This window comes from Methylobacterium gossipiicola, assembly GCF_900113485.1.
Lineage (GTDB): Bacteria > Pseudomonadota > Alphaproteobacteria > Rhizobiales > Beijerinckiaceae > Methylobacterium > Methylobacterium gossipiicola.
The window spans coordinates 103549-129559 of the sequence record NZ_FOPM01000012.1 but is presented as its reverse complement, the minus strand read 5'-3'; the positions used below and the strand labels follow the sequence as shown (position 1 = coordinate 129559).

The window sequence follows — 26011 nt, the reverse complement described above, 5'->3', positions numbered from 1 at the left end:
AGCTTCCAGACCGGCTGGGCCGCCGGCGGTGGCATCGAGTACGCTCTCCCGACGGACTCGTTCTTCAACTTCTTCAAGTCCTCGGCCGTGACGTTCAAGGTCGAAGGTCTGTACGTCAACCTCGACCAGGGCAACCGCAACAACGGCGCCTTCGCGGTCAACAACGTCGGCACCGTCATCACCACCAACAGCCCCGGCGTCGCCCTCGTCTCCGGCGGCCGTCAGATCCGCGACACCGAGTTCGCCGTCGTCCGCGCCGGCCTGAACTACAAGTTCGGCTCCTACTAGGATCTGCGGGACATCCCGGAACCGCGAGGTTCCGGGCTCGGCCTGAGCGTCCCCAGCCCCGATCACCTGGCCGCTTGTGCCGAGGCGACACCCCGAGGAGAGATCCTCGGGGTGTCGCTTTTTGTCTGTCTCGATCCGTTGGAAGTCCCGGCGGCGCTGTCAATGACGGCGGACAAGAGCGACGATATCCGAGCAGGGCACGGACGGGCGGCCTACGCGCCGGGTGCACGCTCCGTTGGGGATGGGGCCGCGAAAGAGATCCGTGCCGCCGCCCGCGAGCGCGGGAGGGCAGCGCTCGCGGCTTCAGATTCCCCCGCCCGCGACCTCGCGGGCCACGGCGCGGCGGCCGATGTCGCGGCGGCAGAACCCCTCCGGCCAGTCGATCCGGGCGATGGCGGCATAGGCGCGCGCCTGGGCCTCCAGCATGGAGGAACCCAGGGCCGTCACCGTGAGCACCCGGCCGCCATCGGCGAGGAGTTGCCCGTTCTCGGCCCGGGTCCCGGCCTGGAACACGATCACGTTCTCATCCGATTGGGCCTCGGCGATACCGCGAATCACCGAACCGCGCATGACCGCACCGGGATAGCCGGCCGCCGCCATCACCACCGTCAGGGCGGCGCGACTCTCGTCGAACGGGATCGCGACACCGGACACGTCGCCGTCGCAGGCGGCGAGCAGGGCCGGGACGAGGTCGCCGGCGAGACGTGGCATGAGCACCTGTGCCTCCGGATCGCCAAAGCGGGTGTTGTACTCGATGAGCTTGGGGCCGTCGGCCGTGAGCATCAGCCCGGCATAGAGAATGCCGGTGAACGGGATGCCACGGGCGCGCATGCCGTCGAGCGTCGGGGCGATGATGGTCTCCATCACCACCCGCTCCAGGGCGGGGGTCAGGATGGTGGCGGGCGAATAGGCGCCCATGCCGCCGGTGTTGGGGCCGCGATCTCCGTCGAACACCCGCTTGTGATCCTGCGCCGTCCCCACGGGCACGGCGCGGGTGCCGTCGCACAGGGCAAAGAAGCTCGCCTCCTCGCCGAACAGGCATTCCTCGATGACGATCTCGGCGCCGGGCTCACCGAGCATCGCCCGGACGGCGTCCTGCGCCTGCTCCAGGGTCTCGGCCACGACCACGCCCTTGCCGGCGGCGAGGCCATCGGCCTTCACCACGATGGGGGCACCGCGCTCCGTCAAATACGCGAGGGCGGCGTCCCGGTCGGTGAACCGCGCGAAGGCGGCGGTGGGGATGCCGCATTCGGCGCAGAGATCCTTGGTGAACCCCTTCGAGCCTTCGAGCTGGGCGGCGGCCTTCGTCGGCCCGAAGGCCCGGATGCCGGCCGCCGCGAGGCTATCCACGAGGCCGGCCACCAGGGGCACTTCGGGGCCGATCACCACGAGGCCGACGGCCTCCGCCGCGCAGAAGGCCCGGACCGCCGCATGGTCGGCGACATCGAGGTCCGGACGATTCTGGCCGAAGGCCGCCGTTCCGGGATTGCCCGGCGCGGAAAAGAGGCGATCGCAGAGGGGGCTCTTGGCGAGGGCGTAGGCGAGGGCATGCTCGCGCCCCCCGGAGCCGATGAGGAGGATGTTCATGGGGCCAAGCTCTTCCTCAAAAGCGGCCGCTTGAAAAGAAGGATTCGGACGCGCCGCGCGCCTTTGCATGGGAAGAGTCCCACCCCACCGCCGCGTCACGAGATTTCTTTCGAAGCGAGCCGGAACCGTAAGGTGGCGACCGATGTTGAAAAGAGATCATGCCAGGCTGTCGCAAATCCCTCCCGTCTTCGATGGCCCGGCCCCGGCTTCGGGGCGTGAGCGCCACGCGGTACGTGATCAAAGGTCGGATGCCGGCCCGGGCCTGCAACGACAATCGCCGCCCGCAGAACGCGCCGGGCTGGTATTGGGCCTTGGCGGTGGGCGCCCTCCCGACCGCCTGCATGGCCTTGATCCTGTCGGTCTTCCTCTAAAGCGACCTTCGACCAGGACATCCAGCGTTCACGGCCGAAGCGCCGCGCGGGTGCGCCCTTTACCTCCCTGGCGGCCTTCACTAGCGTCCGCCGCCATGGCCGTTCCTCCCCCGCCTTCCGCCGCGAAGACCGGCGCACCCGCCGTCTCGAATGTCGCCGAATGGTCGGTGGGCGACCTCGCCTCCGCCCTGAAACGAACCCTCGAGGACGCCTTCGGCCACGTCCGCCTGCGCGGCGAGATCTCGGGGTTTCGCGGCCAGCACGGCTCCGGCCACGCCTATTTCTCCCTCAAGGACGGCACCGCGCGCATCGACGCCGTGGTGTGGAAGGGAACCTTCGCCCGCCTGCGCCAGAAGCCACAGGAGGGCCTGGAGGTCGTCGCAACCGGGCGGATCACCACGTTTCCGGGCAAGTCCTCCTACCAGATCGTCATCGAGACCCTGGAGCCCGCCGGCATCGGCGCCTGGATGGCGCTCCTGGAGGAGCGCAAGCGGGTGCTCGCCGCCGAGGGTCTGTTCGCGTCCGACCGCAAGCGGCCGATTCCCTATCTGCCCCGCGTGGTCGGCGTCGTGACCTCGCCCACGGGCGCGGTGATCCGCGACATCCTGCACCGCCTCGCCGACCGCTTTCCCCGGCCGGTCCTCGTTTGGCCCGTGCGGGTTCAGGGGGAGGGGGCGGCCGAGGAGATCGCCGCCGCCATCCGGGGCTTCGACGCGCTCCCGCGCGGAGGGCCGATCCCGCGCCCCGACGTGCTCCTCGTCGCGCGCGGCGGCGGCTCCATCGAGGATCTGTGGGCCTTCAACGAGGAGGCGGTGGTGCGCGCCGCGGCGGAGTGCACGATCCCCCTGATCTCGGCGGTGGGGCACGAGACCGACACCACCCTCATCGATTTCGTGGCCGACCGGCGGGCCCCCACGCCCACGGGCGCCGCCGAGATGGCGGTGCCGGTCCGGGCCGACCTCCTCGCCGAGGTGGCCGACCTCGGTCGCCGCCAGCGTGAGGCCGTGGAGCGCAAGCTCGACCGGGAGGGAAGCGACCTGCGCGCCCTCGTCCGGGCGATGCCGGGCGTCGATGCGTTCCTGGCGGGCAAGCGCCAGCGCCTCGACCTCGCCGAAGCCCGCCTCGGGCCAGCGCTCGCGGGCAACGCCCGCGTGCATCGCCTCAGGGTCTCGCGCCTCGTCGAACGCTTCGTGCGCCATCCGCCGACCCTGGCGCTGGCCGAAGCCCGGGGGCGCCTCGCCCGCCTCGGCGACCGGCCGGAAGCGGCGCTACGCCACGGCACCCGCCACCGGGCCGAGGCCCTCGCCTATCTCGGCCGCCGCCTCGTCGTCGCCCGCGACGCCACCCTGGCGCGCTCCGCCGCCGAGGGCGCGCGCAGCCGCGTCCGCCTCGACGCCCTCCAGGCGCGCCTCGACCGGGCCGGCGCCCGTCTCACGGAGCGGCGGCGCGACCGCATCGAGACCCTCGGGAGCCTGCTCGGCTCCCTCAGCTACCGCGCGGTCCTGGCGCGGGGCTTCGCCCTGGTGCGGGACGACTCGGGCGCGGCCATCCGCACCGCCGCCGCCGCGAATTCGGCCGGGACCGTGAGCCTCGAATTCGCCGACGGCGCCGTCGCCGCCCGGATCGCGCCCCGCGACGGCGCGCCGACCGGGGAGGGGGCCTCGCCGCCCGCGCCGGCGCGCCCGAAGCGCGCCCCGCGAAAGCCGGCGGTCAAGCCCCTGATCCAGGGCTCTCTGTTCGAGGGATGACGCAGGGCGCCGGGGCCTTCGTACGGCGCCGATGGGCCATGCCCCTCCACGGGTTGACGAATGGCGCGACGTTTGCGAACGGCGGCACGACCCTGTGTTTCGCGCGTTTCCCGATCTCGGGCCACCCGCGAAACGCGCGAAGGAGCCGCGATGACCAACACGATCGACAGTGCGCAGAAGCTTCACCTCGTCTTCGGCGGCGAACTCGAGAATCTCGATGGCGTGAGCTTCCGCGACGTGAAGGGCCTCGACATCGTCGGCATCTTTCCCGACTACGCCTCGGCTCAGACCGCCTGGAAGGCCAAGGCACAATCCACGGTGGACAGCGCGCAGACCCGCTACTTCATCGTCCACCTGCATCGCCTGCTCGAACCCTGATCCCGTGAAGCGGAAGGCGGGCGGGCATTGTGAGCCCCCCCGTCCGCTGGTATGCACCCCGTCCGAAAACGGCTCCCGGTTTCAACGACTTGGTTGAGGGTTCGGCGGGCGAAGGATCGCGAGAAGTAACCTCCGCATGAAGTCCTCGATCAAGATCATCGCCGGCAATGCCAGCCGCCCCCTCGCCGAGGCCATCGCGGCGTATCTCGAATTGCCGCTGGCGAAATGCATGGTCCGGCGCTTCGCCGACATGGAGATCTTCGTCGAGTTGCAGGAGAACGTCCGCGGCGAGGACGTGTTCATCGTCCAGTCGACGTCCTTTCCCGCCAACGATCACCTGATGGAACTGCTCATCATGATCGACGCGGCGCGGCGCTCCTCGGCCCGGCGCATCACCGCCGTGATCCCGTATTTCGGCTATGCCCGCCAGGATCGGCGTACCTCGGGGCGCACCCCGATCTCGGCCAAGCTCGTCGCCAACCTCATCACCGAGGCCGGCGCCGACCGCGTGATGACGCTGGACCTCCATGCCGGCCAGATCCAGGGCTTCTTCGACATCCCCACCGACAACCTGTTCGCCGCCCCCGTGAAGGTGCGCGACATCAAGGAGCGCCTCGACCCCAAGGACTGGATGGTGGTCTCGCCGGATGTCGGCGGCGTGGTCCGCGCCCGCGCCATCGCCAAGCGCATCGACGCGACGCTGGCCATCGTCGACAAGCGCCGCGAGCGCCCGGGTGAGTCGGAGGTGATGAACATCATCGGCGAGGTCGAGGGCCGGTCCTGCATCCTCGTCGACGACATCGTCGATTCCGGCGGCACCCTGGTGAACGCCGCCGAGGCCCTGCTCAATGCCGGCGCGAAGGATGTGTCGGCCTACATCACCCACGGCGTGCTCTCGGGCGGCGCGGTGTCGCGCATCGCCGCATCGCGGATGAAGGAGCTGGTGATCACCGATTCGATCCAGCCGACGCAAGCCGTCAAGCTCGCCCGCAACATCCGCGTCGCCACCATCGCGCCGCTGCTGGGCGAGGCCATCGGCAGGACGGCGACGGAATCGAGCGTGTCGAGCCTGTTCACCTGACGGTTCGCCGCCGGGGCGGCGGTTGCCGCAGAAGACGGGACGGGGGCCGGGCGCCATGCGCGTGATCGCAATTGCGCATCCCCCGTCGCAGCCTGTATAGACGCAACTCCCCTATTGCAGCGTTGAGACGGGATGCTGCCGGCCAGTCGAAGGCCGGAGCGAGCGGCGCCACGTCGGCGGCGCCCCGACGCCCGTCCCGCCCCAACCGTTGGAGTTGTCCGATGTCCCAAGGCCCGTTGATGCCGAAGGCCACCGCCGTCTGGCTGGTGGAGAACACGTCCCTGGCCTTCGAGCAGATCGCCGAGTTCTGCAAGCTTCATCCCCTCGAGGTGAAGGGCATCGCCGACGGCGAGGTCGCGGCCGGCATCAAGGGCCTCGATCCCATCACCACGGGCCAGCTCACCCGCGACGAGATCGAGCGGGCGCAGCGGGTGCCGAACTACAAGCTCAAGGTCGCCGTCTCGAAGGTGAAGCTGCCCGAGGTCAAGCGCACCACCAAGGGTCCGCGCTACACCCCCCTGTCGCGCCGCCAGGATCGCCCCAACGCCATCCTCTGGCTCCTGCGCAACCACCCGGAACTCAAGGACGCGCAGATCATCCGCCTCGTCGGCACCACCAAGTCGACGATCCAGCAGATCCGCGAGCGCACCCACTGGAACTCCGCCTCGCTCCAGCCCATGGACCCGGTGACCCTGGGCCTGTGCACGCAGATCGACCTCGATTTCGAGGTGCAGCGCTCGGCCAAGGATCGCCCCGCCAATCTCCCGGCCGATGGCGGTGCCACCCTGCTGCCGACGGAGATCTCCACGGCGACGGATTACACCGAGACCGACGACCATCACCGCAGCGTGCGCGACGAGAAGCTTAACGCTGATTCGGTGTTCGCCAAGCTCAAGGGCATGCGCAACACGGACGACGAGGACGACGAGGACTGATCCGCGCGGCGACCGCTCTTCGCGCCCGAACGACCCGATCCGCGCCGGAACCCCGGCGCGGATTTTCTTTTCCCCGGGCCCGATCTCCCCGCCGCTCAGCCATCGGCGAGCGGCAACATAATGGGAGAGCGCTCTCATTTTTGGTCGAAAATTTTGAAAAATGCGTAATATTGCTTCCCCTCGAACGGCGAGGGCGTAGTCTCAGGGACGATGATGACCGTGCAGGGCACCGGACAGGAAATGGGACCGGCCCCCGATCCGCGAGGCATCGAAGCGCCGGCCTCGATCTCCGTCGACGCCTCGTCCGTCGATGCCGCCCGCGTGCGAGCACCGACGACCCTCGCGGAATCCCTCATCACGGAAGCCGGCTGGACGCGCGGCAATTTCGGCCATGACGGCCCCAACCCACCCTACCTGCGCATCGGCGGCAAGCTCTGGCTGACCCTGACCGAATTCGAGCCGTGCTTCTCGTCGTTCCACCGCGACCGGTTGCTGTTCCGCTCCAAGGTTTCCATGACGGACCACCTGTCGCACTACGATCAGATCATGGTCGACCCCCTCGCGTTCGAGGATCGGTTCGGCCCGCGACAGGGAACCGACGCCACCTTTCCGTTCGGCGCCTGGCTGTCGATTCGCGAGGTCCGGTTCACCGGCATCGAGTTGCTGGGTAAGCGGCACGGGCCGGTGCGGCTGCCCCTCGAACCCCTGGCCGTCGCCTCCGCCATCTGGTTGCGCCACACGGGACGGACCGGCCCGGCGCCGGCCTGACGGGCAGCGCCCTCGGCGGACGCACCATCTTGCCGGAATCGACGCGATCCGATAAGCAACCGGGGTTCTCCGATTGGACCTCGACGAGGGTGCGGGCGTTTTCGTCCGGCTCCGCCCCCCATTGGAGAATGGCCCTCGACCATCGTTTCGAAATGCGTCGGCCCTCCGCGTGGGGGTGAGCCCATCCGGTCCCCATCATGGGCCGGGGGCGGCAATCGCCGAGGGTGTCCCGTCACACGAACCGCCGACGCCGGCCTCCGAGGAGGCCTGTCAGGAGACAGAATGACCGCTGGTAACGCCCTGCAGCGTACCCCGAGCCGCGACGATTTCGCGGCCCTGCTCGAGGAGTCCTTCCTCCAGCACGAGATCACCGAAGGTTCCGTCGTCAAGGGTCGCGTCGTCGCGATCGAGAAGGACGTCGCCGTCATCGACATCGGCGCCAAGACCGAAGGCCGTGTCGCCCTCAAGGAATTCAACGGCCCCGGCCGCGAAGGCGATCTCGCCGTCGGCGACGAGGTCGAGGTCTATGTCGACCGCATCGAGAATGCGCTGGGCGAGGCCGTCATCTCGCGCGACAAGGCGCGCCGCGAGGAGAGCTGGGTCAAGCTCGAGAAGGCCTTCGAGGCCAACGAGCGCGTCACCGGCGCGATCTTCAACCAGGTCAAGGGCGGCTACACCGTCGACCTCGACGGCGCCGTGGCGTTCCTGCCGCGCTCCCAGGTCGACATCCGCCCCGTGCGCGACGTCACGCCCCTGCTCGGCACGCCCCAGCCGTTCCAGATCCTCAAGATGGATCGCCGCCGCGGCAACATCGTCGTGTCGCGCCGCACCGTCCTCGAAGAGAGCCGCGCCGAGCAGCGCTCCGAGCTGGTGGCCAACCTCGAAGAGGGTCAGGTCATCGACGGCGTCGTCAAGAACATCACCGAGTACGGCGCCTTCGTCGATCTCGGCGGCATCGACGGCCTGCTCCACGTCACCGACATGGCGTGGCGCCGCGTGAACCACCCGTCCGAGGTCGTGACCATCGGCCAGACGGTCAAGGTCAAGATCATCAAGATCAACCACGAGACCCACCGCATCTCGCTCGGCATCAAGCAGCTGCTGGCCGATCCGTGGGAGGGCATCGCCCAGCGCTACCCCGTCGACGCCAAGCTCAAGGGTCGCGTCACCAACATCACCGACTACGGCGCCTTCGTGGAGTTGGAGCCGGGGATCGAGGGCCTGATCCACGTCTCCGAGATGTCCTGGACGAAGAAGAACGTTCATCCGGGCAAGATCGTCTCCACCTCCCAGGAAGTGGAAGTGCAGATCCTCGAAGTCGATCCCGTCAAGCGCCGTATCTCGCTCGGCCTCAAGCAGACCCTCCAGAACCCCTGGGAGGCCTTCGCCGAGCAGCATCCGGTCGGCTCCGAGGTCGAGGGCGAGGTCAAGAACAAGACCGAGTTCGGTCTGTTCATCGGCCTCGACGGCGATGTCGACGGCATGGTCCACCTGTCGGATCTCGACTGGAACCGTCCCGGCGAGCAGGTCATCGAAGAGTTCAAGAAGGGCGACATGCTCCGCGCTCAGGTTCTCGACGTCGATGTCGAGAAGGAGCGCATCTCGCTCGGCGTGAAGCAGCTCGGCGGCGACCCCTTCACGGAGGCCGGTGAGCTCAAGAAGGGTCAGATCGTGACCTGCGAAGTGACGGAAGTGAAGGATTCGGGCGTCGACGTGAAGATCGTCGACACCGACCTCACCACCTTCATCCGCCGGGCCGAGCTCGCCCGCGACCGTGGCGACCAGCGCCCCGAGCGCTTCGCCGCTGGCGAGAAGTTCGACGCCCGCGTGATCCAGTTCGACCGCAAGGCGCGCCGGGTCCAGCTCTCCATCAAGGCCCTCGAAATGGCCGAGGAGAAGGAGGCGATGGCCCAGTTCGGCTCCGCCGATTCCGGCGCCTCCCTGGGCGAGATCCTGGGCGCGGCCTTCAAGAAGGCCCGCACCAGCGACGACAAGGACGAGGCTCAGGACTAATCGTCTAAGGCGATCGACCCCGGGATTTCACCAAATCCCGGGGACCTGACCTGACAACGCCCGCGCGGGGATCGAACCTCGCGCGGGCGTTTTCGTGTTCGCGACTGCAAACGCGTCCCGAGGACTATGGCCGACACCGGGAAGACTTGCGAATTCCGAGCCTGTCTCAGCCCCGTCCCCTCTTGCCGGTCCGTGGCGGGCAAGGCTAGAACACCCACGCCGAGGATGCGAGGCAGGGCAAGGGCTTGGGGCCTTCCGGCGACGGATGGCGCGAGGTCTTGGGGCCCGCCTCGCACCGCGTCCGAGCCGGACGCCGCGAGCCCGGCCCATCCATCACGGCCGGGAACGGTCGGTGCGCGAGGGAGCGAACCATCGCATGGCCGCTGACGCCGAACTCCTGATCGATCGCCGGCGCCTGCGCCGCAAGCTCTCCCTGTGGCGGGTGGTGGGTATCGGCGGCCTCGTCCTCGCCGTCGGCGCCGTCGGCCTGCGCGCCCGGGGCGGCGCCGAGCCCTTCGCGTTCGGGACCGTGCGACCGCAGCTCGCCCGCATCTCCATCGGGGGCTTCATCGCCGGGGCCGAATCCACCACCAAGCTCATCGAGCGCGTGCGCGACGCGAGCGCCGTCCAGGGCGTGGTGATCTCGATCTCGTCGCCCGGCGGCACCACCACGGGCTCGGAGGAACTCTACCGCAACCTGCGGTCGCTCGCCGAAAAGAAGCCCATGGTGGCCTTCGTCGACGGCACCGCCGCGTCGGGCGCCTATATCGCGGCCATTGCCGCCGACCACATCGTCGCGCGGGAAACCGCCCTCGTCGGCTCCATCGGCGTGCTGTTCCAGTATCCCGACGTATCGAGCCTCCTCGACAAGGTCGGGGTGAAGGTCGAATCCATCAAATCCGCGCCCCTGAAGGCCGAGCCGTCGGGCTTCACCCCGACCTCGCCGGAGGCCCGTGCGGCACTGGCCGCCGTGGTCGGCGACACCTACGCGTGGTTCAAGGGCCTCGTCTCCGAGCGGCGCAAGATGAACGAGAAGGAACTCGCCACGGTCTCGGACGGGCGGGTGTTCAGCGGGCGCCAGAGTGTGCCCCTCAAGCTCGTCGATGGCGTCGGCGGCGAGCGCCAGGCCATCGCCTGGCTCGAATCGGAGCGCGGCGTCGCCAAGGACCTGCCGGTGATCGATTGGAAGCCGAAGGCCAAGGGCGGTTTCCAGCTGTGGTCGGCCCTCGGCCTCGGGGCCGATCTCGTCGGCCTCGACGGTCTCGCCACCCGCCTGCGACAGGCCGGCGACGAAACGGCCAGCTTGACCCAGGGCGGCCTCCTCGCCGTGTGGCGCCCCGGCCCGGCCGACGCGGCTCGGTGAGGCGCCCGTGTGCGAAAACCGTTCATGACGTCGTGAAGGCCGCAGCATGATCAAGTCGGAGCTCGTGCTCAAGATCGCTGAGCAGAACCCCCACCTCTACCAGCGTGACGTCGAGACCCTGGTCAACGCCATCCTCGACACCATCGCGGATGCCCTGGCGCGCGGCGACCGGGTGGAACTGCGTGGGTTCGGCGCCTTCTCGGTGAAGCGGCGGGACGCGCGGCGCGGACGCAACCCGCGCACGGGTGCGGCCGTTGCCGTGTCGGAGAAGGCCATTCCGGTGTTCAAGACCGGCAAGGAAATGCGCCTGCGCCTCAACGAGGCCGGCATCGGTGCGGAAGAGGCGGCCAGCGCCGTTTCTTGAGCCGACAGACGAAACGAGACGACCGGAGTGCTTCGATGATCCGCTTCTTCAAGGGTTTGGTCCTGCTTCCCATCGCGGTGGTCGTCGTCGCCCTGGCGGTGGCGAACCGGGAGGCGGTGCGCCTGTCGTTCGATCCGTTCTCACCCGACATGCCGGTCTTCAGCGTGACCCTGCCCCTCTACGCCCTCCTGTTCATCGCCGTCGGCCTCGGCGTGCTGCTCGGCGGCTGTGGCGCATGGCTCGGTCAGGCCGGCACCCGCCGCACCAGCGCCGAGCGCCGCCGCGAGATCCGCCGCCTCGAAGGCGAAACCGCCCGCCTGAAGACCTACGCGCCTCCCACGAACGAAGGCCCGAACGGCATCTACCGCAACGCCTCGGACCGCGTCGCCCTGCCGGCGCCGCGCTGAGGCCGATGCCCGCCATCGCCGTCAAGATCTGCGGACTGAGCACCGGGCCGACCCTCGCGGCGGCCCTCGACGCCGGGGCCGACTATGTCGGGTTCGTGCATTTCCCCAAGAGCCCGCGCCACGTCGACCTCGACACGGCGCGTGACCTCTCGGCCTTGGCGCGCGGGAGAACACAGCGGGTGGTTCTCCTCGTCGATCCCGACGAGGCCCTTCTGGCGGCCGTGGTCGCCGCCACCGATCCCGACTGGATTCAGCTCCACGGGCGCGAGACGCCCGAACGCGTCGCTGCGCTGCGCCGCCTCGCCGGACGCCCGGTGATGAAGGCGCTGGGCATCGCGACGCGGGCCGACCTCGCCGCCGTCGCGGCCTATGCGGACACCGCCGACCGCCTCCTCCTCGATGCCAAGGCCCCGCCCGGCGCGGCATTGCCCGGCGGCAACGGCCACGCCTTCGACTGGGATCTCCTCACCGGCACCCGGCTGCCCGAGGGCACCCTGCTGTCCGGGGGACTGACCCCCGAGACCGTCGGGCCGGCGCTCGCCCGCACGGGGCTTCGCGCCGTCGACGTCTCGTCCGGCGTCGAGAGCGGCCCCGGCACCAAGGATCCGGGCCGGATCGCCGCCTTCGTGGCCGCGGCGCGGGCGGTCGGGTAACGAGCACCCGGCGATTTCACGGCGCGGCGGGTTGGCCGCATTGTGGCTCCGGAAGCGCGGGTCTAGATCAGGCGGATGTTTCGCCGCAGGCGCTCGGCTCCCGTCGAGTCCTCGCGCCGCTCCTCGCCCGAACATCCAAGGACCTCCCCCGTGACCCTCGCTCCCCCTCCGAACTCGTTCCGCAATGGCCCCGATGCGCGCGGCCGCTTCGGCATCTTCGGCGGACGCTTCGTGGCCGAGACCCTGATGCCGCTGATCCTCGACCTCGAGGCGGCCTACGAGGCGGCCAAGGCCGATCCGGCGTTCCAGGCCGAGATGGACAGCCACCTGACCCACTATGTCGGCCGTCCGAGCCCGCTCTACGAGGCCGAGCGTCTCACCGAGCACCTGCGCGCGAAGGCGGCGCCGGGTCACGGCGCCCGGGTGTTCTTCAAGCGCGAGGAACTGAACCACACCGGTTCGCACAAGGTGAACAACGTGCTCGGCCAGATCATGCTGGCCCGCCGCATGGGCAAGCCGCGTATCATCGCCGAGACGGGCGCCGGCCAGCACGGCGTGGCGACCGCCACCCTCTGCGCCCGCTTCGGCCTCAAATGCGTGGTCTACATGGGCGCCGTCGACGTGGCGCGCCAGGCGCCCAACGTGTTCCGCATGAAGATGCTCGGCGCCGAGGTGGTTCCGGTGGAATCCGGCACCAAGACCCTCAAGGACGCCATGAACGAGGCCCTGCGCGACTGGGTCACCAACGTCGCCGACACGTTCTACTGCATCGGCACCGTGGCGGGCCCGCACCCGTACCCCGCCATGGTGCGCGATTTCCAGTCGATCATCGGCCGCGAGACGAAGCAGCAGATGCAGGAGATGGAAGGGCGCCTGCCCGATTCCCTCATCGCCTGCATCGGCGGCGGCTCCAACGCCATGGGCCTGTTCCATCCGTTCCTCGACGATTCCAGCGTCGAGATCTACGGCGTCGAGGCCGCCGGCCACGGCATCGCCTCGGGTCTGCACGCCGCCTCCCTGTCGGGCGGCAAGCCCGGTGTGCTCCACGGCAACCGCACCTACCTGCTGCAGGACGGCGACGGCCAGATCGCCGACGCCCATTCGATTTCGGCGGGCCTCGATTATCCCGGCATCGGCCCCGAGCACGCCTGGCTGCACGAGGCCAAGCGCGTCACCTACCTGTCGGCGACGGATTCCGAGACCCTCGAGGCGTTCAAGCTGTGCTCCCTGCTGGAGGGCATCATCCCGGCCCTGGAGCCCGCCCATGCCCTCTCCAAGGTGCTGGACCTCGCGCCCCGGAAGCCGGCCAACCACCTCATGGTGCTCAATCTTTCAGGCCGCGGCGACAAGGACATCCCGCAGGTGGCCGAGATCCTCGGCACCCGTCTCTGAGCGAGGGCCAAGGCAGCGATATCCAACGCTCCATCGCGAAAATCCCGTTGACACCGCGAGGCGGATTTCCTATTCCGCCGATCTCGCTGGCGCAGCGGACTTCTCGCGGCAGCGGCGACATGGCGGGGTAGCTCAGTTGGTTAGAGCAGAGGAATCATAATCCTTGTGTCGGGAGTTCAAATCTCTCCCTCGCTACCAAGTTTCCCTAGTCGCTAGAGCGACTTAGCCTTCGAGCCCTGGACCCCTGGTCCGGGGCTTTTTGGTTCTCGGGCTGTTCTCGGGCTGCGACCCTTGAAATCATTCCGGAGGTTCGCGCCGCGATTTCAGGATCCGGACGCGTTCAATCCCAACGATCCCATCCACAGGTGTCAGTGCCAAGCCCCGCCCGGGCCCCGTCCAGATTGCCTCATATACGAGGCAGATCCACCGGATGGGCGCGAACTGCCTCACCCATGAGTTACTCGCCCTCCCTGCGCATCCGCCCGGGCTTGCCCTCGGGCTACGGCGGCGCGAGGTTCGGTGCATGCCCGACGACACCACCCTCCCGCCCGAAGCCCGCCCGTCCCGCGATGAGCGCCTCGCGCGGCTTTCCCCCGAGGACCGCGCCGCGGTGGAGGTCTGGAGCCTCGGCCGCCGGGCGCGGGACCTGGCCGCCGCCGGGGCTCCGGACGCGCCCGCGGCAGAGGCTGCCTACCGGGAGGCGGAGGCCGCCGCGATCGAGGCCGAGATCCTGATGCGCCGGGTCGACGTCGAGGACCTGAAGGCCCGGTACCCGGTGCTCGCCGGGGACGCCGAGGTCACCGTCGGCGTGGGCTGGCAGCTGCTCCTGGAAGCCCTGCTGGATCGGCTCGCCGGCATGTCGGTCGTGGTGCCCCTCGTGCGGGAGAAGTTCGGAGGCCTCGACGCCAAGGTCTACCCGACCGGCCGGTGGATCGAGGCTGAGTTCGACAGCGTCGGGGAGATCAAGGCGCCAGCGCAGGAGGCCGCGCTCCGGACCTGCGAGGCCTGCGGGGCACCCGGGACGCTGCGGCGGGACGGGCGAGGGCGGACCCGGTGCGATCGGCATGCCGCCATGTGAGGGGCGTGCCGGCCGATCGGTCGAATGCGACGGACCGGCTTAGGGCTCCCTGAACGCGCGTCTGTCATCGTGGCTGGATGAGCAGGCATCCGACCCCACTCGTCTCCGCCGAAAATCACGCGCTTTGGAAGCAAGTCCACGACCTCTGCTACCTCGCGCTTCGGAAGGACCCGACCCCTCCGGAGAGACGGGTCCGGCTGCAGGAGATCTTCGAGCGCCCCACCCTCTACACTTACGTGGAGGGACTCACGATGGCCGACGCCGTCACACAGCTGCAGGCCGACCGCGCGTTCATCATGCAGGATCGCCGCGTCGATCGCAGCGTGATGTATGGCGCCGGCGATCGGGATTTCACGCGGCCCTACCAGTGCTTCGCTGACCTGAGGGCGATCCCTCCTCAGAAGGATCCCGACCACCACGCCTAGCCCCGGGACGCCTCACGCGCCCGGCGCTCCGGACCCAGCTTTCGCGCCAGGTCGGCGGGTCGCTGCGCCCGCACGAAGCCCCGGGAGACCTGTCCCGAGATGGTGGCCATCTCCGTCAGGGCGTCCCCGAGCGCCCGCCTCAGGGCGTCGCGCGCGTCACCGTCCGAGGCCTCCAGGTAGGTCCGTTCCAGCTCGTCCAAGATCCGCTCCACCGATTCGCTCATGAGAACAGATAGAGAACTGATTCGTGGAGGAGTCGATCCCTGGACGCGTCATTTCGTGGGGGTTTCGGGCCTTGAGGCGGTCGACGTAGGCGATCGCAGCTTCCGATGCGTCCTGTCCGGAAATGCGCACTAGCGTCTTGTCCGAGACGATCCCCGACCGGCGGATCTCGTACCGCTCGGGACGCCCCGGGTGCTTGGGGACTCGGACGACGTAGTGGTGGCCCGCCTCGTGGATGACGTCTCGATCCATCATGCCCGCCTCCGTGCCTTGGCCTCGGCCGCCCGCTTCGCCTGCCGGTTGCCCGCCACCTGGGGCGGCCGCTGCGGACGTCGGCCCGGGTCGTCGACGGCGCTCACTGTGAACAGGGCGACCTGTTCGGGGGTGGCGATCCGGACCGAGAGGCCCTCGTAGCCGGGGCCGTCCAGTCCCGGGGAGAGGACCTTGCCCTTCGCCCGGACGCCCTCCTTGAAGGCCTCGAAGGACGCCTCGTCGGCGCAGTAGATCCCCGGGGGGACCGCGCCGGGCAGGAAGTCGCCCGTCTTCGGGTCGCGGTCCTCGCGGGTGTAGGCGGCCTTGAGCCAGATGGTCGTCATGTCAGGTTCTCCCCGGGATCGGTTGCAGCCCGAGCAGTTCGAGCCATGCGGTCCACACGACCTCGACGGCCGCCTTGGCTTCGGCCTCCGTCGCCGAGGTGCCCTCCATTTCGAGGCCGGGCACCTTCGGCAGGTTCAGTCCCCACTCCCAGGCGGGCTTGCCCGGGCGCAGGTCTCGCGGATGAAAGGTGAGGACGTGGGCCACGGGCTTCTCGCCGCTGAACCTCTGGCGTCCTCCGGGACCCGTCTCGACCCAGCGCATCAGGATGCCCTCCCCAGGATGGCGAACGGCGCCCCGGCCAACACCGCCAGCCGCACCGCCGGCTCGACCGGCGCCGGGATCTCGACCTTCTCGTTGGCCTTGAGCCAGGCGAGCTGGTCCGGGGTGGCGACGTTCATCATGAGGGCGGCCGGGGCGATGCCGGCGACCTTCGAGACGCCGACCTTGCGGATGGTGTCGAGCCCGGGGGGAAGCTCTTCGCCCGCAGGCGCTCCCAGTCCTTGACGCTCTCGGCGTAGATGCCGGGCGGGATCGCGCCGGGGAGGGGACCGCCCGTGATGGGGGAGGTCTCGGACGGCCACAGGCGGTCCTTGTGCCAGAGGGTCGTCATGTCAGGCGGCCTCCTCAGGCCATTCGCCGTAGGGGTGGCCCTCGACGAGGGCGAAGAACGCCTCCGACCAGGGGTACTCCGCGAAGGTGAGCTCACCGCCCGCGATGACGCCCGTGGCGGCGAACCCCTCGCTGTCGGACACCATGCGGAAGGCGGCGACCAAGCTCGGGTAGCGACGGGCGATCTCCGCGAGGATTGGCTTCGCAGAGGCGTTGGTCCCCTTCACCTCGAAGGTGAACTCGAAGACATCCGAGACGTCAGAGACGACCCGGTAGTCCCATCCAAGGGACCGGCAGCCCCAGGCGGCGTACATGGCCTCCCAGGTTTGTTCGCCCTCGATCGGGATGAGGGTGGCGAAGTCGATCGAGTGCGTCCCGTCCGGGGCAGGGATCACGTGCGCCGTCTCGAACACCCCCCGGGCGCCGGGGGGGGCCGCTCATCGCCATGCGGATGGTGGTCATCGCGCCCATGGCTCAGTCCACCGCCCTGACGTTGCTGGCAGGGATCCAGCCGCCCTTGTCCTTGACCTGGCAGCCTCCGACGGCGCGGTACCGCCACTCGCGGCCGCTGTCGCTCCAGTCACCCCGGCAGCCTAGGGCCGCAATGCCGTAGGCCGGACCGAGGATGACGGCGCCGAAGCCACCGGCGACGATGCCGATCGACACCCCAAGCACGAGCTTCTTGCGCCAGGGCTTCCCGCGCGTGGCCCAGCGGCCCGCCTTCCGGTCCAGTTTCCCGATTGTGCTGAGCATCGTCCCCTCCTTCACCAGAAGCTCGCCACCGCCGGCAGCTCGCCCGCCGGGGTCTTCTCCGCCTCGGGGGCGGCCTTCATCGCCTGGACCGCCTGGAATGCCCGCCACCGCTCCAGCATCCAGAGCCGCACCTGCTTCTCCATAAGATCCTGGTACTCGGCGGCCCCCTCCTCGTAGGGGCGGTCGAGGTCGCCGTAGGTCAGCTTGATGGGTGATGGATCCCAGCTCACTGCAGGCCTCCGAACAGGGCGGCCTCGACCTCGGTGCGCTCACCCGCTCTCATGAGGGGCAGCACATCGGCCACGTCGTCGAACACCGTCACGGACGGCCGCATGAAGTTGGTGACCCCCACGGCCTCGAAGGCGGCCGCGAGTTCGGGGGAAGCCTCGCCGGCACGGGCCAGCGTCACGTTCCGGCGGAACGCGGCGGCGGCCGGGCGTGGCAGGCCGTGGAGCGCGCGGCGGGTCATGCGGCGTCATCCATGACGCGGCCCATCGCGTAAGATGGCACGTAGCCATCCAGCACGTTCCCGTTCGGACGGATCGTCCGGAGCATGGCAAGCCGCAGCTTCTCCCGGGTCTCGTCGGTGGTGGCCTTCCGGAACGGGAACAGGAACGGGCGGATCGGATCGGGCACCTCGGACAGGCGCAGGCCGAGCTCCTTGTCCGTGAGGCCGGCGGCATCCTCGGCGGCATGGCAGACGCTCGCGGCCAACCTGATGAACCGCGCCTGCAGGATCTTGGCGATCTGGTCGAAGTCGGCCCAGAACTCCTCGGGCAGGTCCCGGCGCATCTCTTCGAGATCCCCGCCGGCGGCCATGACGTCCCACACCGCGAGAGGGGTGCATCGGCTGATCAGGCCGTGGATGCTCTTGTACGCGTTACCCTTGACCTTGACCCTGGTGCCGTCTGCGAAGCGGATCACGAAGCCCTCGCGGTCGCGGGGCAGGTCCGTCGCGGTCGAGACCATCTCCGCCAGACTGGCGAAGGCGTGGCGCGCTGCGACGGGGAACCCGATCACGAAACCGACCATGTCCAGGACGTCGGATGGCATCTCGCGTCCGTTGGCGAAGTAGGCAGCCAGCAGCGACAGGCTCGCCTCCGGGTACCGGACGACGATGACGTTCTCCGGGTAGATCGCCTCGAACAGGTACGTCGTCCCGGGCACCAGGCGTGAGGTGTCCATCGCGTCGAGGCGCGTCTGGGCCCACACGGCCTGGGAGCTGTTTAAGGCCCCCTTGGTCGCGGTGCGCCACTTGCCCGAGTGATGGAAGGCGATGATCAGGCTGCCGTCGAGCTTCTCGAACGCCTCGAACGGAAGGTCCGGGACGGTCGCGTGACGCTCGCCGATGTTGAAGAACTTGGGGAAGGGCGTCGCGACGACGACGCCGGCGGCCGGGTCGATGATGAGGCCCCGAGCCAGCAGAGAGTACCGGTCCCAGCCGTGGTCGTACACGCAGCGCTGCGTGTAACAGTAGAGGACCAGCCCGGTCGACCGGCACACCTTCCGACTGACGAGGGCGTCATGACGGGCGCGCTCCAGGCCATCGATCAAGTCGTCGAAGGGAATGGCGCGGGCGGGGTGAACGATGGAAGCCTCGCTCACGCCCGGCCTCCCGTCAGGAGCCCATGGCTCGCCAGCGCGGCGTAGACGCCCCCGGCGATCTGGGTGTCATCGAGGCCGTCCTTGCGTCCCTGCGCGAGGACGGAGCGGATCAGCTCCCACGGGGCGGCCGCCGGCTCGGGGGCTGGGGGCTGCCAACGGGGGCAGCGGGGGAACCGCCTGTGGAGGCGGTCCCGGAGCTCGGGGGTGATCTCGGCGCGGGGGGCCATCAGGACCTCACGCGGCTGCCGAGCCGCTCCAGGTCGCGGATCGAGATGCCGGGCGGCGCCTTCAGGTCAGCGTCGGCCTCATAGTCGAAGGTGCGCTTCTTGCCCTTGGGCTCCCCCTCCGGCTCGTCCTCCTCCTTCTCCCGGGCACGGTTGAAGAAGACCTGCACGCCGCCGACCTGGATCGAGTTGAGGTGCTTGGCGTCGAGAAAGACGCCTCCGCTCTCACCTTCCGCCCCCTTATGTTGAGGGCCTTGCCCGCGAAGGGCCGCCGGAACGAGATAGGCAATCCGGGCAAGCAGGTCGGTCTCATCGGCATAGATCGTGACGTCGCCGGCGAACTCACTCCACCCAAAGAGACACGCATCCCGGGTCGACTTGGCGTGAGGGTCCGAAACCCTAACAGCTTGCCGGACGCCGTCGACGTCCTGGGCATCGATCTCAAGAACCTCGCCCGGACGCAGATAGATCTGCCCCATGTCGAGGGCGCTTGCCTTGACCTGCTGCAGCCCGTCCGGGCTAACGAGCACCCGGGCACTGAAGCAGACCTTGGGGACGTGCACCCCCGTGACCATGAATTCCAGCTTCTTCGACATGCGTCCCACCCGTCCTGTGATCCCAGGACCAAAATGCCACGACACGCCGATTCGCACTGGACGCTGACACTGCAAAAACGCAGCGGACTGATTCGCGAGGGCGGCTCTCCCTAGGGAAGGGGACTTTTCGGGGAGGGCGGAGGGGTGGACAATATTGTCGCACCCCCGATTGCCGCCATTTGAGCGACCCCGTTAAGGCTGTCCACACCCTGTTCGTAACGCCCTTCGGAAGCCGGTTGCCCGCCGGGTCCGCTCAGGGCAGGGTGGCCTCTCACCTCCCGGGACCCCCGCCGTGAACGCTCGCATGATCTCGAAACGGATAGCCGTCGCCGCCTGAGCCTCCGCTCGGCCCCTTCGCGCGCCCTCCGTTCGATCCTGTGAGACCCCCATGTCCGAGAAGCTTTCCGCCGCCGCGGCTGCGGCTGCGTCCGTGCGCGCCGCCATGCTCGATCCCTCGAAGCTTGCCGGGCCGCGCCAGACGAAGACGCCGCTCCCCTTCGTCCAGCGCCTCGCCGGCGGCGAGATGCAGTCGTGGTGTGTCACCACCGACCTGCAGGCCGTCCTCACCCCGCTGCTCAGCCATCCGATCAGCCCACCGTGCCAGCGCGCGGTCGAGCGGGCTATCGTGGCCGTGTCCATCGTGACGATTGCGCGGGCGGAGCGTGTCCTCCGGCGCGAGGCGCTTCGCCGGGATCTCCCGCCCGGCGTATGCCCCGTGCTCCGGGCCGCAGCCGACGTCCTCCCATTCCACATGGCGGAGCTCGGGTGTCGTGTCTCCGCAGCCCGAATTGCCTCGATGGCGCTCGCGAACGCACATCTTGCAGTGCAGACCGGGCGTCTCGACCGGGCGTTCCTCCTGTTCCGGCACGCCCTGTTCCGGGCAGAGGAAGCGGACCACGGCCGCGGGGAGGACGCCGAGCTCGCACAGGGACCCCTCTACCAGTTCCTTGAGGCCTTCGATGAGCGGGCTGGCCTCTGGCTGCAGACCATGACGGCGTTCGAGAGTGCGGACCGGATGGTGGAGGACGAGCACGACATCCTCAGGGGCGGCGTCGGCATGGTGGCGCCCCCGCCGTCGGACCTTGCGGTCCTCGACCTCATCCTAGGGCAGGCGAGGGAGGCGAAGGTTGCTGCGGCATCCGGCCGGACGCTCGTCGTCTTCCCGACAATGGGGCACCTGCCGACGCCGTCGAAGTCCACCTCCGACCGGGGGGACTCCCCGCGCGCGATCGCGGAGCCGTGGGCCGGTAAGGGCATGCCCCTCACCCCGGCGCCGGATCCGTCGCCGTTCGCCGCGCGGCTGCGGGCTCTATTCCCGTGGGCCGAGTCCGTCATCGAAACGTTCGCCGGCGACCTCGTCGGGGCGCCCTACGCCGCGGTGCGGCCGCGCATCCTCCTCGGCCCGCCCGGCTGCGGGAAGACCGCCTTCGCCAGGGCGGTGCTCGAAGCGGCCGAGCTGGACGTCACCGTCTATGGGTGTGCGGGCCAGATGGACGGCGGCGCCTTTGCCGGCACGAGCCGTCAGTGGGGCTCGTGGCGCCCGTCGACGCCAGCGCAGGGCTGCCTTCGCCATGGGAAGGCGAGCCACGGCATCGTCGTCGACGAGGTCGAGAAGGCGGGCGACAGCCGTCGGTGGGGCAGGCTCGACGAGACAATTTTGCCCTTCCTGGAGCGCGGATCCACCGCGCGGGCGATCCACGACCCGGCTTTCGAGACGGCACTGGATCTCAGCGCAGTCTCCTACGTCCTGACGGCGAACTCCCTCGGCGGCGTCTCCACGGCGCTGCTCGACCGGTGCCAAGTCCTGACATGGCCGGCCCCCCGGGCGGAGGACCTTCCGGTCGTGGCGGCCGGGATCCTCGCGGAGATCCGGCGGGACCGGGGGCTGGATACCGCCTGGTGTCCTGACCTCGACGGCGAGGAGATGGGGATGATCCCCTGGGTCGGGGGGAGCATGAGACCGCTGAGGAGGATGGTCGAGGCGGTGGTCGCAAGCCGGGAGCTCGAAGCTCGCCGGCGGCCGAACTGAGGAAGGAACGAGCGATGATCGCGTCTGAATTCCTCACGATCGCCGGGCGCGCGCTGCGAGATCACTGCGGCGCCGACAGCGTCACGGTCAGGGCGATCGAGCCGACCGTCCACGGGCCCCGTGTCCGATGGGACGGCCCGCTCCTTCACCGCGAGCGCAGGCGGGATACGATTCCAGGCGGCGGCGTCTGGATCGGGCCGCCGGCAGGCCCGCTCCTCCTCAACATCCTCTCGCTGGCCACCGCCTTCCGCTGGGCGGACGGGGCGCCCAGGTGCGCCAAGGACTGGAGCGAGCGCCTAGCGCGTCGGTACCGGCGTGTCTTCGGACCGACGGGGCCGGCTACGGGGCCGGGCTGGTCCTGGCTATGGGAAGCGGGCGCGCAGGCGGTCAAGGACGCCGGGATCCCGTCAGACTTCCGAACGAGCGACGCCAAGGAAAAGTATGGCTCGGCGCGCTGGTACGTCGAGGGCGACACATCCGCGGCCGTCGACGATGTCATCGACGCGGTCGAGCACCTGTCGGCTCACATCTGCGAAGACTGCGGCGCCCCGGGCCGGATCCGCCAGGGCGGCTGGCTCCGATGCCTCTGCACGCGCCACGCCGAGGGGCGCTTGCCCACAGATGAGTGACGTCTACTGGCACCGCGCACGCCGGCTCTGGAGCGTCCGCGAGGCCGGCCGGGTCGTTGCCCACGTACCGGCGATCGCCCTCTCGGGCGTGGCGTTCCGGGCGTCGGAGGCGGGCCGATTGCGGTGCCTGCGGACGGGATGCCGGGACGTCCATGCTTGGGCGGTCGGCTCGGTCTGCGAGGTGTCCCGCACCGGGGACGCGGTCCGGATCAGGTACCGCATCGAGACGTGTGGTTTCAGGGTGGGGGACCGGGTCATCACGAAGGCGGCGCGGGTGTGGTTCGAGGCGGACGGAGCCGCATAGGTGGTCGGGGGAGAGTGATGACGAGCGTCTGGATCCTGTCCGACCTCCACGTGGATGCGGCCCCATGGGTCCCGCCGCCGGGGCCGCGCGTCGACATCGCCATCGTCGCCGGCGACGTCGCGAATGGGCTTTGCCGGAGGGCGCTGCCCTGGCTCGCAGAGCACATCGTTCCGCATGCCGACGCCGTCGTCTACGTACCGGGCAACCATGATCTATGGGGATGCCGCCTGCCGGACGAGATCGAGCGGGCTCGTGGGAACGCGATCGAAGCCGGGATCCGCCTCCTCGACCTCGGCCAGGTCCTGAACGTCGGGCGTCTGCAGGTGATCGGGGCGACGCTGTGGACGGACTACCGCATCGGCGGCGAGGGAACGCGCGCAGCGGCGATGGCCACATGCGGGGACCGGCGCGACGGCATGAGGGATCATCGCCGGATCCAGACCCGCGACGCACGCGGCACCCCGGCCGCGTTTCGTCCGCAGGATGCGGCCGCGCTCCACACCCGGCACCGCGCCCGCATTGAGGAAGCCCTGTCAGCCCCGTGGGACGGCTCAAGGATCGTCGTGACGCATCATGCCCCACACTCGGGCAGCCTCCTTCACGGCGAGGTCCGCGAGACGATCGACGCGGCCTATGCCAGCGACCTGTCGGCCATCCTGGAGGGGACCGGCGCGCCCGATCTCTGGATCCATGGACACGTCCATGTCAGCCGGGGCTACGTCGTCGGCCGGACCCGGATCCTGGCCAACCCCCGGGGGCACGACACCTCGTTCCGGCGGCGGGACGGCACGTGGGCTGACGAGAGGGAGAACCCCCGGTTCGACGGCAACCTCGTGGTGGAGATCTGAAACGAAGGAGGGCGCCACCCTCGCGGATGGCTCCCTCGAACATGGGCAAGAAAAGTCTGCCCTAGCGATCCCGGACGGCGTGCATCTAAATGATACCTACGGCCCGGATGCTTCCCCGAGAGGGGGTAAGCCATTGGGAGGATAAAGGGCCCGCACAATGTGCGGACCCTTTGGCGGCTGAAATTTCAGCCCTGATCCTGGGGTTCGCCCGCGTCGAAGAGGTCCGGCTCGTGCCGCCCCTCGGCCTTCCGGGCCTGCTCGGCTGCCCACATGGGGAAGTCGACGAGGATCCTGTCGAGCCCCAGGGGAGTGACCAGCGGCTGCGGGGTCTGCTCGACCGTGCCGTTCTACCGCCGGATCGGGGCGAGGCGCACGTGCATGTACTTCTGCGCCACCTGAGGACGGAACGGCCGCTTCTTCACGGTGCTGGGCCAGACGTAGATCTAAGACTTCTGGCGGTCGTTGTCCCGCAGGTTGAGTGAGGAATCCAACGGGGCAGCGCCTGTCGAACCGGCTAGCTATCCAACCCACTTACGGTTGTCTTGGCGCGACCTAGACACAGCCTTCGACGCAAATGGGCTTGACACCAAGACCGACGCTTAACCGGATCGATAAGGCACGCGCGTCGTCACGGCGCGCGCTTCACGAACCCAATGTCCACCGCCACATCCTTCAGGCGCTCGGGCTTTCGTTCCTTGCGCTCTGAATACCGGTCGACGAGGTAGGCTGACCGCTCGCGGGTCAGCAGCGTGAACTTCATCAACTCCTCGCAGACGTCGACCACCCGGTCGTAGAGCGGCCCGGGCTTCATCCGGCCGGCGTCGTCGAACTCCTTGTAGGCCATGGGCATCGAGGATTGGTTGGGGATGGTAATCATCCGCATCCAGCGCCCGAGGATGCGCAGGGCGTTGACCGCGATGAACGATTGCGAGCCGCCCGAGACCTGCATCACCGCGAGGGTCCGACCCTGCGTCGGGCGCACCGACCCCTCCGACAGGGGTAGCCAGTCGATCTGGCTCTTCATCACGCCGGTCATGTTGCCGTGACGCTCGGGACTAACCCAGACATGGCCCTCCGACCAGATCGAGAGATCGCGAAGCTCCTGGACCTTGGGGTGGTCGACGGTCGCGTCATCAGGCAGCGGCAGGCCGTGCGCGTCGTAGATCCGCACCTCGCCGCCCATCGCCTCCAGCAAGCGCGCGGTCTCGTAGGCCAAGAAGCGGCTGAACGACCGCTCCCGGAGCGAGCCGTACAGGATCAGGAAGCGTGGGGCGTGTGTGAACGGTGTCTGCACCTGCAGGTCGGTCGCCGTTGGGACCACGAAGTGTCCCTCGCTGAGGTTGGGCAATCCGTCGGCGAAAGGCTGTGGGGGCTTGTCCAAGACGCTTCAATCCTCTACGTTTCAACGATGGTTGAGATATTGACATCATGATGGACGAACGGCAAGCCGTGGCCGCCTTCGCGGCCCTGGGCCAGGAGCACCGCTTGCGCATCGTGCGCCAACTCGTGACCGCCGGTCTCGAAGGCATGGCGGCCGGCATACTGGCCGAGGCGGTCGGCGTCTCGGGCACTAACCTGTCGTTCCACCTAAAGGAGCTCAACCATGCAGGGCTGGTCACCTCGCGGCGCGAGGGACGCTCGATCATTTACAGCGCCGCCTACCCGGACCTGTCCGAGCTCATCCAGTTCCTAATGCGCGATTGCTGTCAGGGCCGCCCCGAGGTCTGCGCCCCCGCCGTGGCCGCGCTCGCCGCCTGCTGCCTGCCCACCGGAGACACCACCCATGCCTGACCGCGTCTACAACGTCCTGTTTCTCTGCACCGGCAACTCCGCTCGCTCGATCCTGGCGGAGGCCATGCTGAACAAGGAGGGCCAGGGACGCTTCCGGGCCTTCTCCGCCGGCAGCCAGCCCAAGGCAGATGTGAACCCGCTCGCCGTTCAGGTTCTTAGCGAGACGGAGTACACGACCGAGGGGCTGCGCTCGAAGTCGTGGGACGAGTTCGCCCGCCCCGACGCGCCGGTCATGGATTTCGTCTTCACGGTCTGTGACAACGCCGCCGGCGAGGCCTGCCCGTACTGGCCCGGCCAGCCGGTGACAGCCCACTGGGGCATCGAGGACCCCGCCTCGGTCGAGGGCACCGACCTGGAGCGCAAGACGGCCTTCGTCACCGCACAGCGCTACCTTAAGAACCGGATCGCCGCCTTCGTCGCGTTGCCCATTGCCAGCCTTGATCAGGTCGCCCTGTCCGCCCAGGTGCGCGAGATCGGCCAGCAGGCTGGCGCCACCTCACCCCGCCCGGAGGTCGCGTGATGGACGTCGTCATCTACCACAACCCAGATTGCGGCACGTCCCGCAACACCCTGGCGATGATCCGCGGAGCCGGCATCGAGCCTCATGTCGTCGAGTACCTCAAGACGCCGCCGAACCGGATCCTGGTTCGCCAGCTCGCCGAGCGTGCCGGCGTCTCGATCCGTGACCTCCTGCGCGAGAAGGGGACACCCTTTGTCGAACTCGCCCTGGACGACGCGACACTTACGAACGACCAACTACTGGATGCCATCGCCGAGCACCCGATCCTGCTGAACCGCCCCCTGGTGGTGAGCCCGAAGGGCGTCGCCCTGTGCCGGCCCTCGGAGAAGGTCCTCGACCTCCTGCCGGCCCAGCAGGGCGAGTTCGTCAAGGAGGACGGCGAGCGCGTCGTCGACGCGCACGGGCGCCGCGTCGCCACCGCCTGAGCCGTTCC

34 protein-coding genes, 1 tRNA gene and 1 pseudogene are annotated in these 26011 nt (G+C 69.1%); 23 read left to right on the top strand and 13 right to left on the bottom strand.

The window, feature by feature from the left end; genetic code table 11:
- Window positions 1-288: pseudogene (locus BM249_RS12430) on the top strand (porin family protein); the annotation flags it as partial.
- A gap of 303 nt (window positions 289-591) precedes the next feature.
- On the opposite strand, the gene purD reads toward BM249_RS12430, so the two are convergent.
- Entirely contained in the window at window positions 592-1875 is a 1284-nt protein-coding gene (gene purD / locus BM249_RS12425) for a phosphoribosylamine--glycine ligase (protein ID WP_091972240.1), read from the bottom strand.
- Window positions 1876-2090: 215 nt separating this feature from the next.
- Here purD and BM249_RS21710 point away from each other — a divergent pair, with 215 nt between their 5' ends.
- From BM249_RS21710 to BM249_RS21705, 15 genes are all read left to right on the top strand, one after another.
- Entirely contained in the window at window positions 2091-2246 is a 156-nt protein-coding gene (locus BM249_RS21710) for a hypothetical protein (protein ID WP_177232404.1), read from the top strand.
- A 95-nt stretch (window positions 2247-2341) separates the two neighbouring features.
- Window positions 2342-3994 carry an exodeoxyribonuclease VII large subunit gene (gene xseA / locus BM249_RS12420; RefSeq protein WP_091972238.1) on the top strand — a complete coding sequence of 551 codons (1653 nt, stop codon included), beginning with the start codon at window positions 2342-2344 and terminating at the stop codon, window positions 3992-3994.
- 150 nt (window positions 3995-4144) lie between these two features.
- Entirely contained in the window at window positions 4145-4372 is a 228-nt protein-coding gene (locus tag BM249_RS12415) for a DUF4170 domain-containing protein (RefSeq protein ID WP_091972236.1), read from the top strand.
- Window positions 4373-4508: 136 nt separating this feature from the next.
- The gene (locus BM249_RS12410; protein WP_056097113.1) at window positions 4509-5453 is read left to right on the top strand and encodes a ribose-phosphate pyrophosphokinase; all 945 of its coding nucleotides are present in this window, start codon (window positions 4509-4511) and stop codon (window positions 5451-5453) included.
- A 221-nt stretch (window positions 5454-5674) separates the two neighbouring features.
- Window positions 5675-6388 carry a DUF1013 domain-containing protein gene (locus BM249_RS12405; RefSeq protein ID WP_091972234.1) on the top strand — a complete coding sequence of 238 codons (714 nt, stop codon included), beginning with the start codon at window positions 5675-5677 and terminating at the stop codon, window positions 6386-6388.
- Between the two features lie 210 nt (window positions 6389-6598).
- Window positions 6599-7156: a hypothetical protein gene (locus BM249_RS12400; protein ID WP_091972233.1), complete on the top strand. Its 558-nt coding sequence runs from the start codon at window positions 6599-6601 to the stop codon at window positions 7154-7156.
- A 282-nt stretch (window positions 7157-7438) separates the two neighbouring features.
- Window positions 7439-9169 carry a 30S ribosomal protein S1 gene (rpsA, locus tag BM249_RS12395; RefSeq protein ID WP_091972231.1) on the top strand — a complete coding sequence of 577 codons (1731 nt, stop codon included), beginning with the start codon at window positions 7439-7441 and terminating at the stop codon, window positions 9167-9169.
- Between the two features lie 376 nt (window positions 9170-9545).
- Window positions 9546-10532: a signal peptide peptidase SppA gene (gene sppA, locus BM249_RS12390; RefSeq protein WP_091972228.1), complete on the top strand. Its 987-nt coding sequence runs from the start codon at window positions 9546-9548 to the stop codon at window positions 10530-10532.
- A 46-nt stretch (window positions 10533-10578) separates the two neighbouring features.
- Window positions 10579-10896, top strand: coding sequence for an integration host factor subunit beta (gene ihfB, locus BM249_RS12385; protein WP_091972226.1), 318 nt, complete (start codon window positions 10579-10581; stop codon window positions 10894-10896).
- 35 nt (window positions 10897-10931) lie between these two features.
- Window positions 10932-11303 (top strand): lipopolysaccharide assembly protein LapA domain-containing protein, encoded by a 372-nt coding sequence (locus BM249_RS12380; RefSeq protein WP_091972224.1) that lies wholly within the window; start codon window positions 10932-10934, stop codon window positions 11301-11303.
- 5 nt (window positions 11304-11308) lie between these two features.
- A complete protein-coding gene (locus BM249_RS12375; protein WP_091972222.1) occupies window positions 11309-11956 on the top strand; it encodes a phosphoribosylanthranilate isomerase in 648 nt (215 codons plus the stop codon).
- A gap of 150 nt (window positions 11957-12106) precedes the next feature.
- Window positions 12107-13348: a tryptophan synthase subunit beta gene (gene trpB / locus BM249_RS12370; protein WP_091972221.1), complete on the top strand. Its 1242-nt coding sequence runs from the start codon at window positions 12107-12109 to the stop codon at window positions 13346-13348.
- 121 nt (window positions 13349-13469) lie between these two features.
- Window positions 13470-13546: transfer RNA gene (locus BM249_RS12365), tRNA-Met, on the top strand.
- Between the two features lie 325 nt (window positions 13547-13871).
- Entirely contained in the window at window positions 13872-14426 is a 555-nt protein-coding gene (locus BM249_RS12360; protein ID WP_091972219.1) for a hypothetical protein, read from the top strand.
- A gap of 251 nt (window positions 14427-14677) precedes the next feature.
- A complete protein-coding gene (locus BM249_RS21705; protein ID WP_177232403.1) occupies window positions 14678-14851 on the top strand; it encodes a hypothetical protein in 174 nt (57 codons plus the stop codon).
- On the opposite strand, the gene BM249_RS12350 is transcribed toward BM249_RS21705, so the two are convergent.
- From BM249_RS12350 to BM249_RS12305, 11 genes are all read right to left on the bottom strand, one after another.
- The gene (locus BM249_RS12350; RefSeq protein WP_342029857.1) at window positions 14848-15051 is read right to left on the bottom strand and encodes a hypothetical protein; all 204 of its coding nucleotides are present in this window, start codon (window positions 15049-15051) and stop codon (window positions 14848-14850) included. The two genes, BM249_RS21705 and BM249_RS12350, sit on opposite strands and share 4 nt — an antisense overlap.
- 273 nt (window positions 15052-15324) lie before the next feature.
- Complete coding sequence (locus tag BM249_RS12345; protein ID WP_091972213.1) at window positions 15325-15669, bottom strand: hypothetical protein; 345 nt, start codon at window positions 15667-15669, stop codon at window positions 15325-15327.
- A gap of 1 nt (window position 15670) precedes the next feature.
- Window positions 15671-15931 carry a hypothetical protein gene (locus BM249_RS12340; RefSeq protein ID WP_091972211.1) on the bottom strand — a complete coding sequence of 87 codons (261 nt, stop codon included), beginning with the start codon at window positions 15929-15931 and terminating at the stop codon, window positions 15671-15673.
- The gene (locus BM249_RS21320) at window positions 15931-16251 is read right to left on the bottom strand and encodes a hypothetical protein (protein WP_143103756.1); all 321 of its coding nucleotides are present in this window, start codon (window positions 16249-16251) and stop codon (window positions 15931-15933) included. Before BM249_RS21320 ends, BM249_RS12340 begins: the two co-directional genes overlap by 1 nt.
- A gap of 30 nt (window positions 16252-16281) precedes the next feature.
- Entirely contained in the window at window positions 16282-16674 is a 393-nt protein-coding gene (locus BM249_RS12335) for a hypothetical protein (protein ID WP_143103755.1), read from the bottom strand.
- Window positions 16675-16753: 79 nt separating this feature from the next.
- The gene (locus BM249_RS12330; protein ID WP_091972208.1) at window positions 16754-17032 is read right to left on the bottom strand and encodes a hypothetical protein; all 279 of its coding nucleotides are present in this window, start codon (window positions 17030-17032) and stop codon (window positions 16754-16756) included.
- An 11-nt stretch (window positions 17033-17043) separates the two neighbouring features.
- Entirely contained in the window at window positions 17044-17262 is a 219-nt protein-coding gene (locus BM249_RS12325) for a hypothetical protein (protein ID WP_091972206.1), read from the bottom strand.
- Entirely contained in the window at window positions 17259-17501 is a 243-nt protein-coding gene (locus BM249_RS12320; protein ID WP_091972204.1) for a hypothetical protein, read from the bottom strand. The genes BM249_RS12325 and BM249_RS12320 overlap by 4 nt, the downstream gene beginning before the upstream one ends.
- Complete coding sequence (locus BM249_RS12315) at window positions 17498-18637, bottom strand: RNA ligase (protein ID WP_244528725.1); 1140 nt, start codon at window positions 18635-18637, stop codon at window positions 17498-17500. Before BM249_RS12315 ends, BM249_RS12320 begins: the two co-directional genes overlap by 4 nt.
- Window positions 18634-18864 (bottom strand): hypothetical protein, encoded by a 231-nt coding sequence (locus BM249_RS12310; RefSeq protein WP_091972202.1) that lies wholly within the window; start codon window positions 18862-18864, stop codon window positions 18634-18636. Before BM249_RS12310 ends, BM249_RS12315 begins: the two co-directional genes overlap by 4 nt.
- Window positions 18864-19457 carry a hypothetical protein gene (locus BM249_RS12305; protein ID WP_091972200.1) on the bottom strand — a complete coding sequence of 198 codons (594 nt, stop codon included), beginning with the start codon at window positions 19455-19457 and terminating at the stop codon, window positions 18864-18866. Before BM249_RS12305 ends, BM249_RS12310 begins: the two co-directional genes overlap by 1 nt.
- A 388-nt stretch (window positions 19458-19845) precedes the next feature.
- On the opposite strand from BM249_RS12305, the gene BM249_RS12300 reads away from it, so the two are divergent.
- Genes BM249_RS12300 through BM249_RS12285 form a run of 4 tightly spaced genes read left to right on the top strand, consistent with a single transcriptional unit; the run spans window position 19846 to window position 23267 of the window.
- Window positions 19846-21486 (top strand): AAA family ATPase, encoded by a 1641-nt coding sequence (locus BM249_RS12300; RefSeq protein ID WP_091972198.1) that lies wholly within the window; start codon window positions 19846-19848, stop codon window positions 21484-21486.
- A 14-nt stretch (window positions 21487-21500) separates the two neighbouring features.
- Window positions 21501-22115 (top strand): hypothetical protein, encoded by a 615-nt coding sequence (locus BM249_RS12295; RefSeq protein WP_056354985.1) that lies wholly within the window; start codon window positions 21501-21503, stop codon window positions 22113-22115.
- Window positions 22108-22419 (top strand): hypothetical protein, encoded by a 312-nt coding sequence (locus BM249_RS12290; RefSeq protein WP_056354989.1) that lies wholly within the window; start codon window positions 22108-22110, stop codon window positions 22417-22419. Before BM249_RS12295 ends, BM249_RS12290 begins: the two co-directional genes overlap by 8 nt.
- A gap of 17 nt (window positions 22420-22436) precedes the next feature.
- Window positions 22437-23267 carry a metallophosphoesterase gene (locus BM249_RS12285; protein ID WP_056354992.1) on the top strand — a complete coding sequence of 277 codons (831 nt, stop codon included), beginning with the start codon at window positions 22437-22439 and terminating at the stop codon, window positions 23265-23267.
- Window positions 23268-23895: 628 nt separating this feature from the next.
- Here the strand turns inward: BM249_RS12285 and arsH are convergent.
- A complete protein-coding gene (arsH, locus tag BM249_RS12280; protein ID WP_091972197.1) occupies window positions 23896-24648 on the bottom strand; it encodes an arsenical resistance protein ArsH in 753 nt (250 codons plus the stop codon).
- A 50-nt stretch (window positions 24649-24698) separates the two neighbouring features.
- On the opposite strand from arsH, the gene BM249_RS12275 reads away from it, so the two are divergent.
- The 3 genes from BM249_RS12275 to arsC are packed head-to-tail and all read left to right on the top strand — an operon-like array spanning window position 24699 to window position 26003.
- Complete coding sequence (locus BM249_RS12275; protein WP_056355295.1) at window positions 24699-25058, top strand: ArsR/SmtB family transcription factor; 360 nt, start codon at window positions 24699-24701, stop codon at window positions 25056-25058.
- Window positions 25051-25578 (top strand): arsenate reductase ArsC, encoded by a 528-nt coding sequence (locus BM249_RS12270; RefSeq protein WP_056354998.1) that lies wholly within the window; start codon window positions 25051-25053, stop codon window positions 25576-25578. The genes BM249_RS12275 and BM249_RS12270 overlap by 8 nt, the downstream gene beginning before the upstream one ends.
- Window positions 25578-26003, top strand: coding sequence for an arsenate reductase (glutaredoxin) (gene arsC, locus BM249_RS12265; protein ID WP_091972195.1), 426 nt, complete (start codon window positions 25578-25580; stop codon window positions 26001-26003). Before BM249_RS12270 ends, arsC begins: the two co-directional genes overlap by 1 nt.
- Window positions 26004-26011 lie beyond the last annotated feature (8 nt).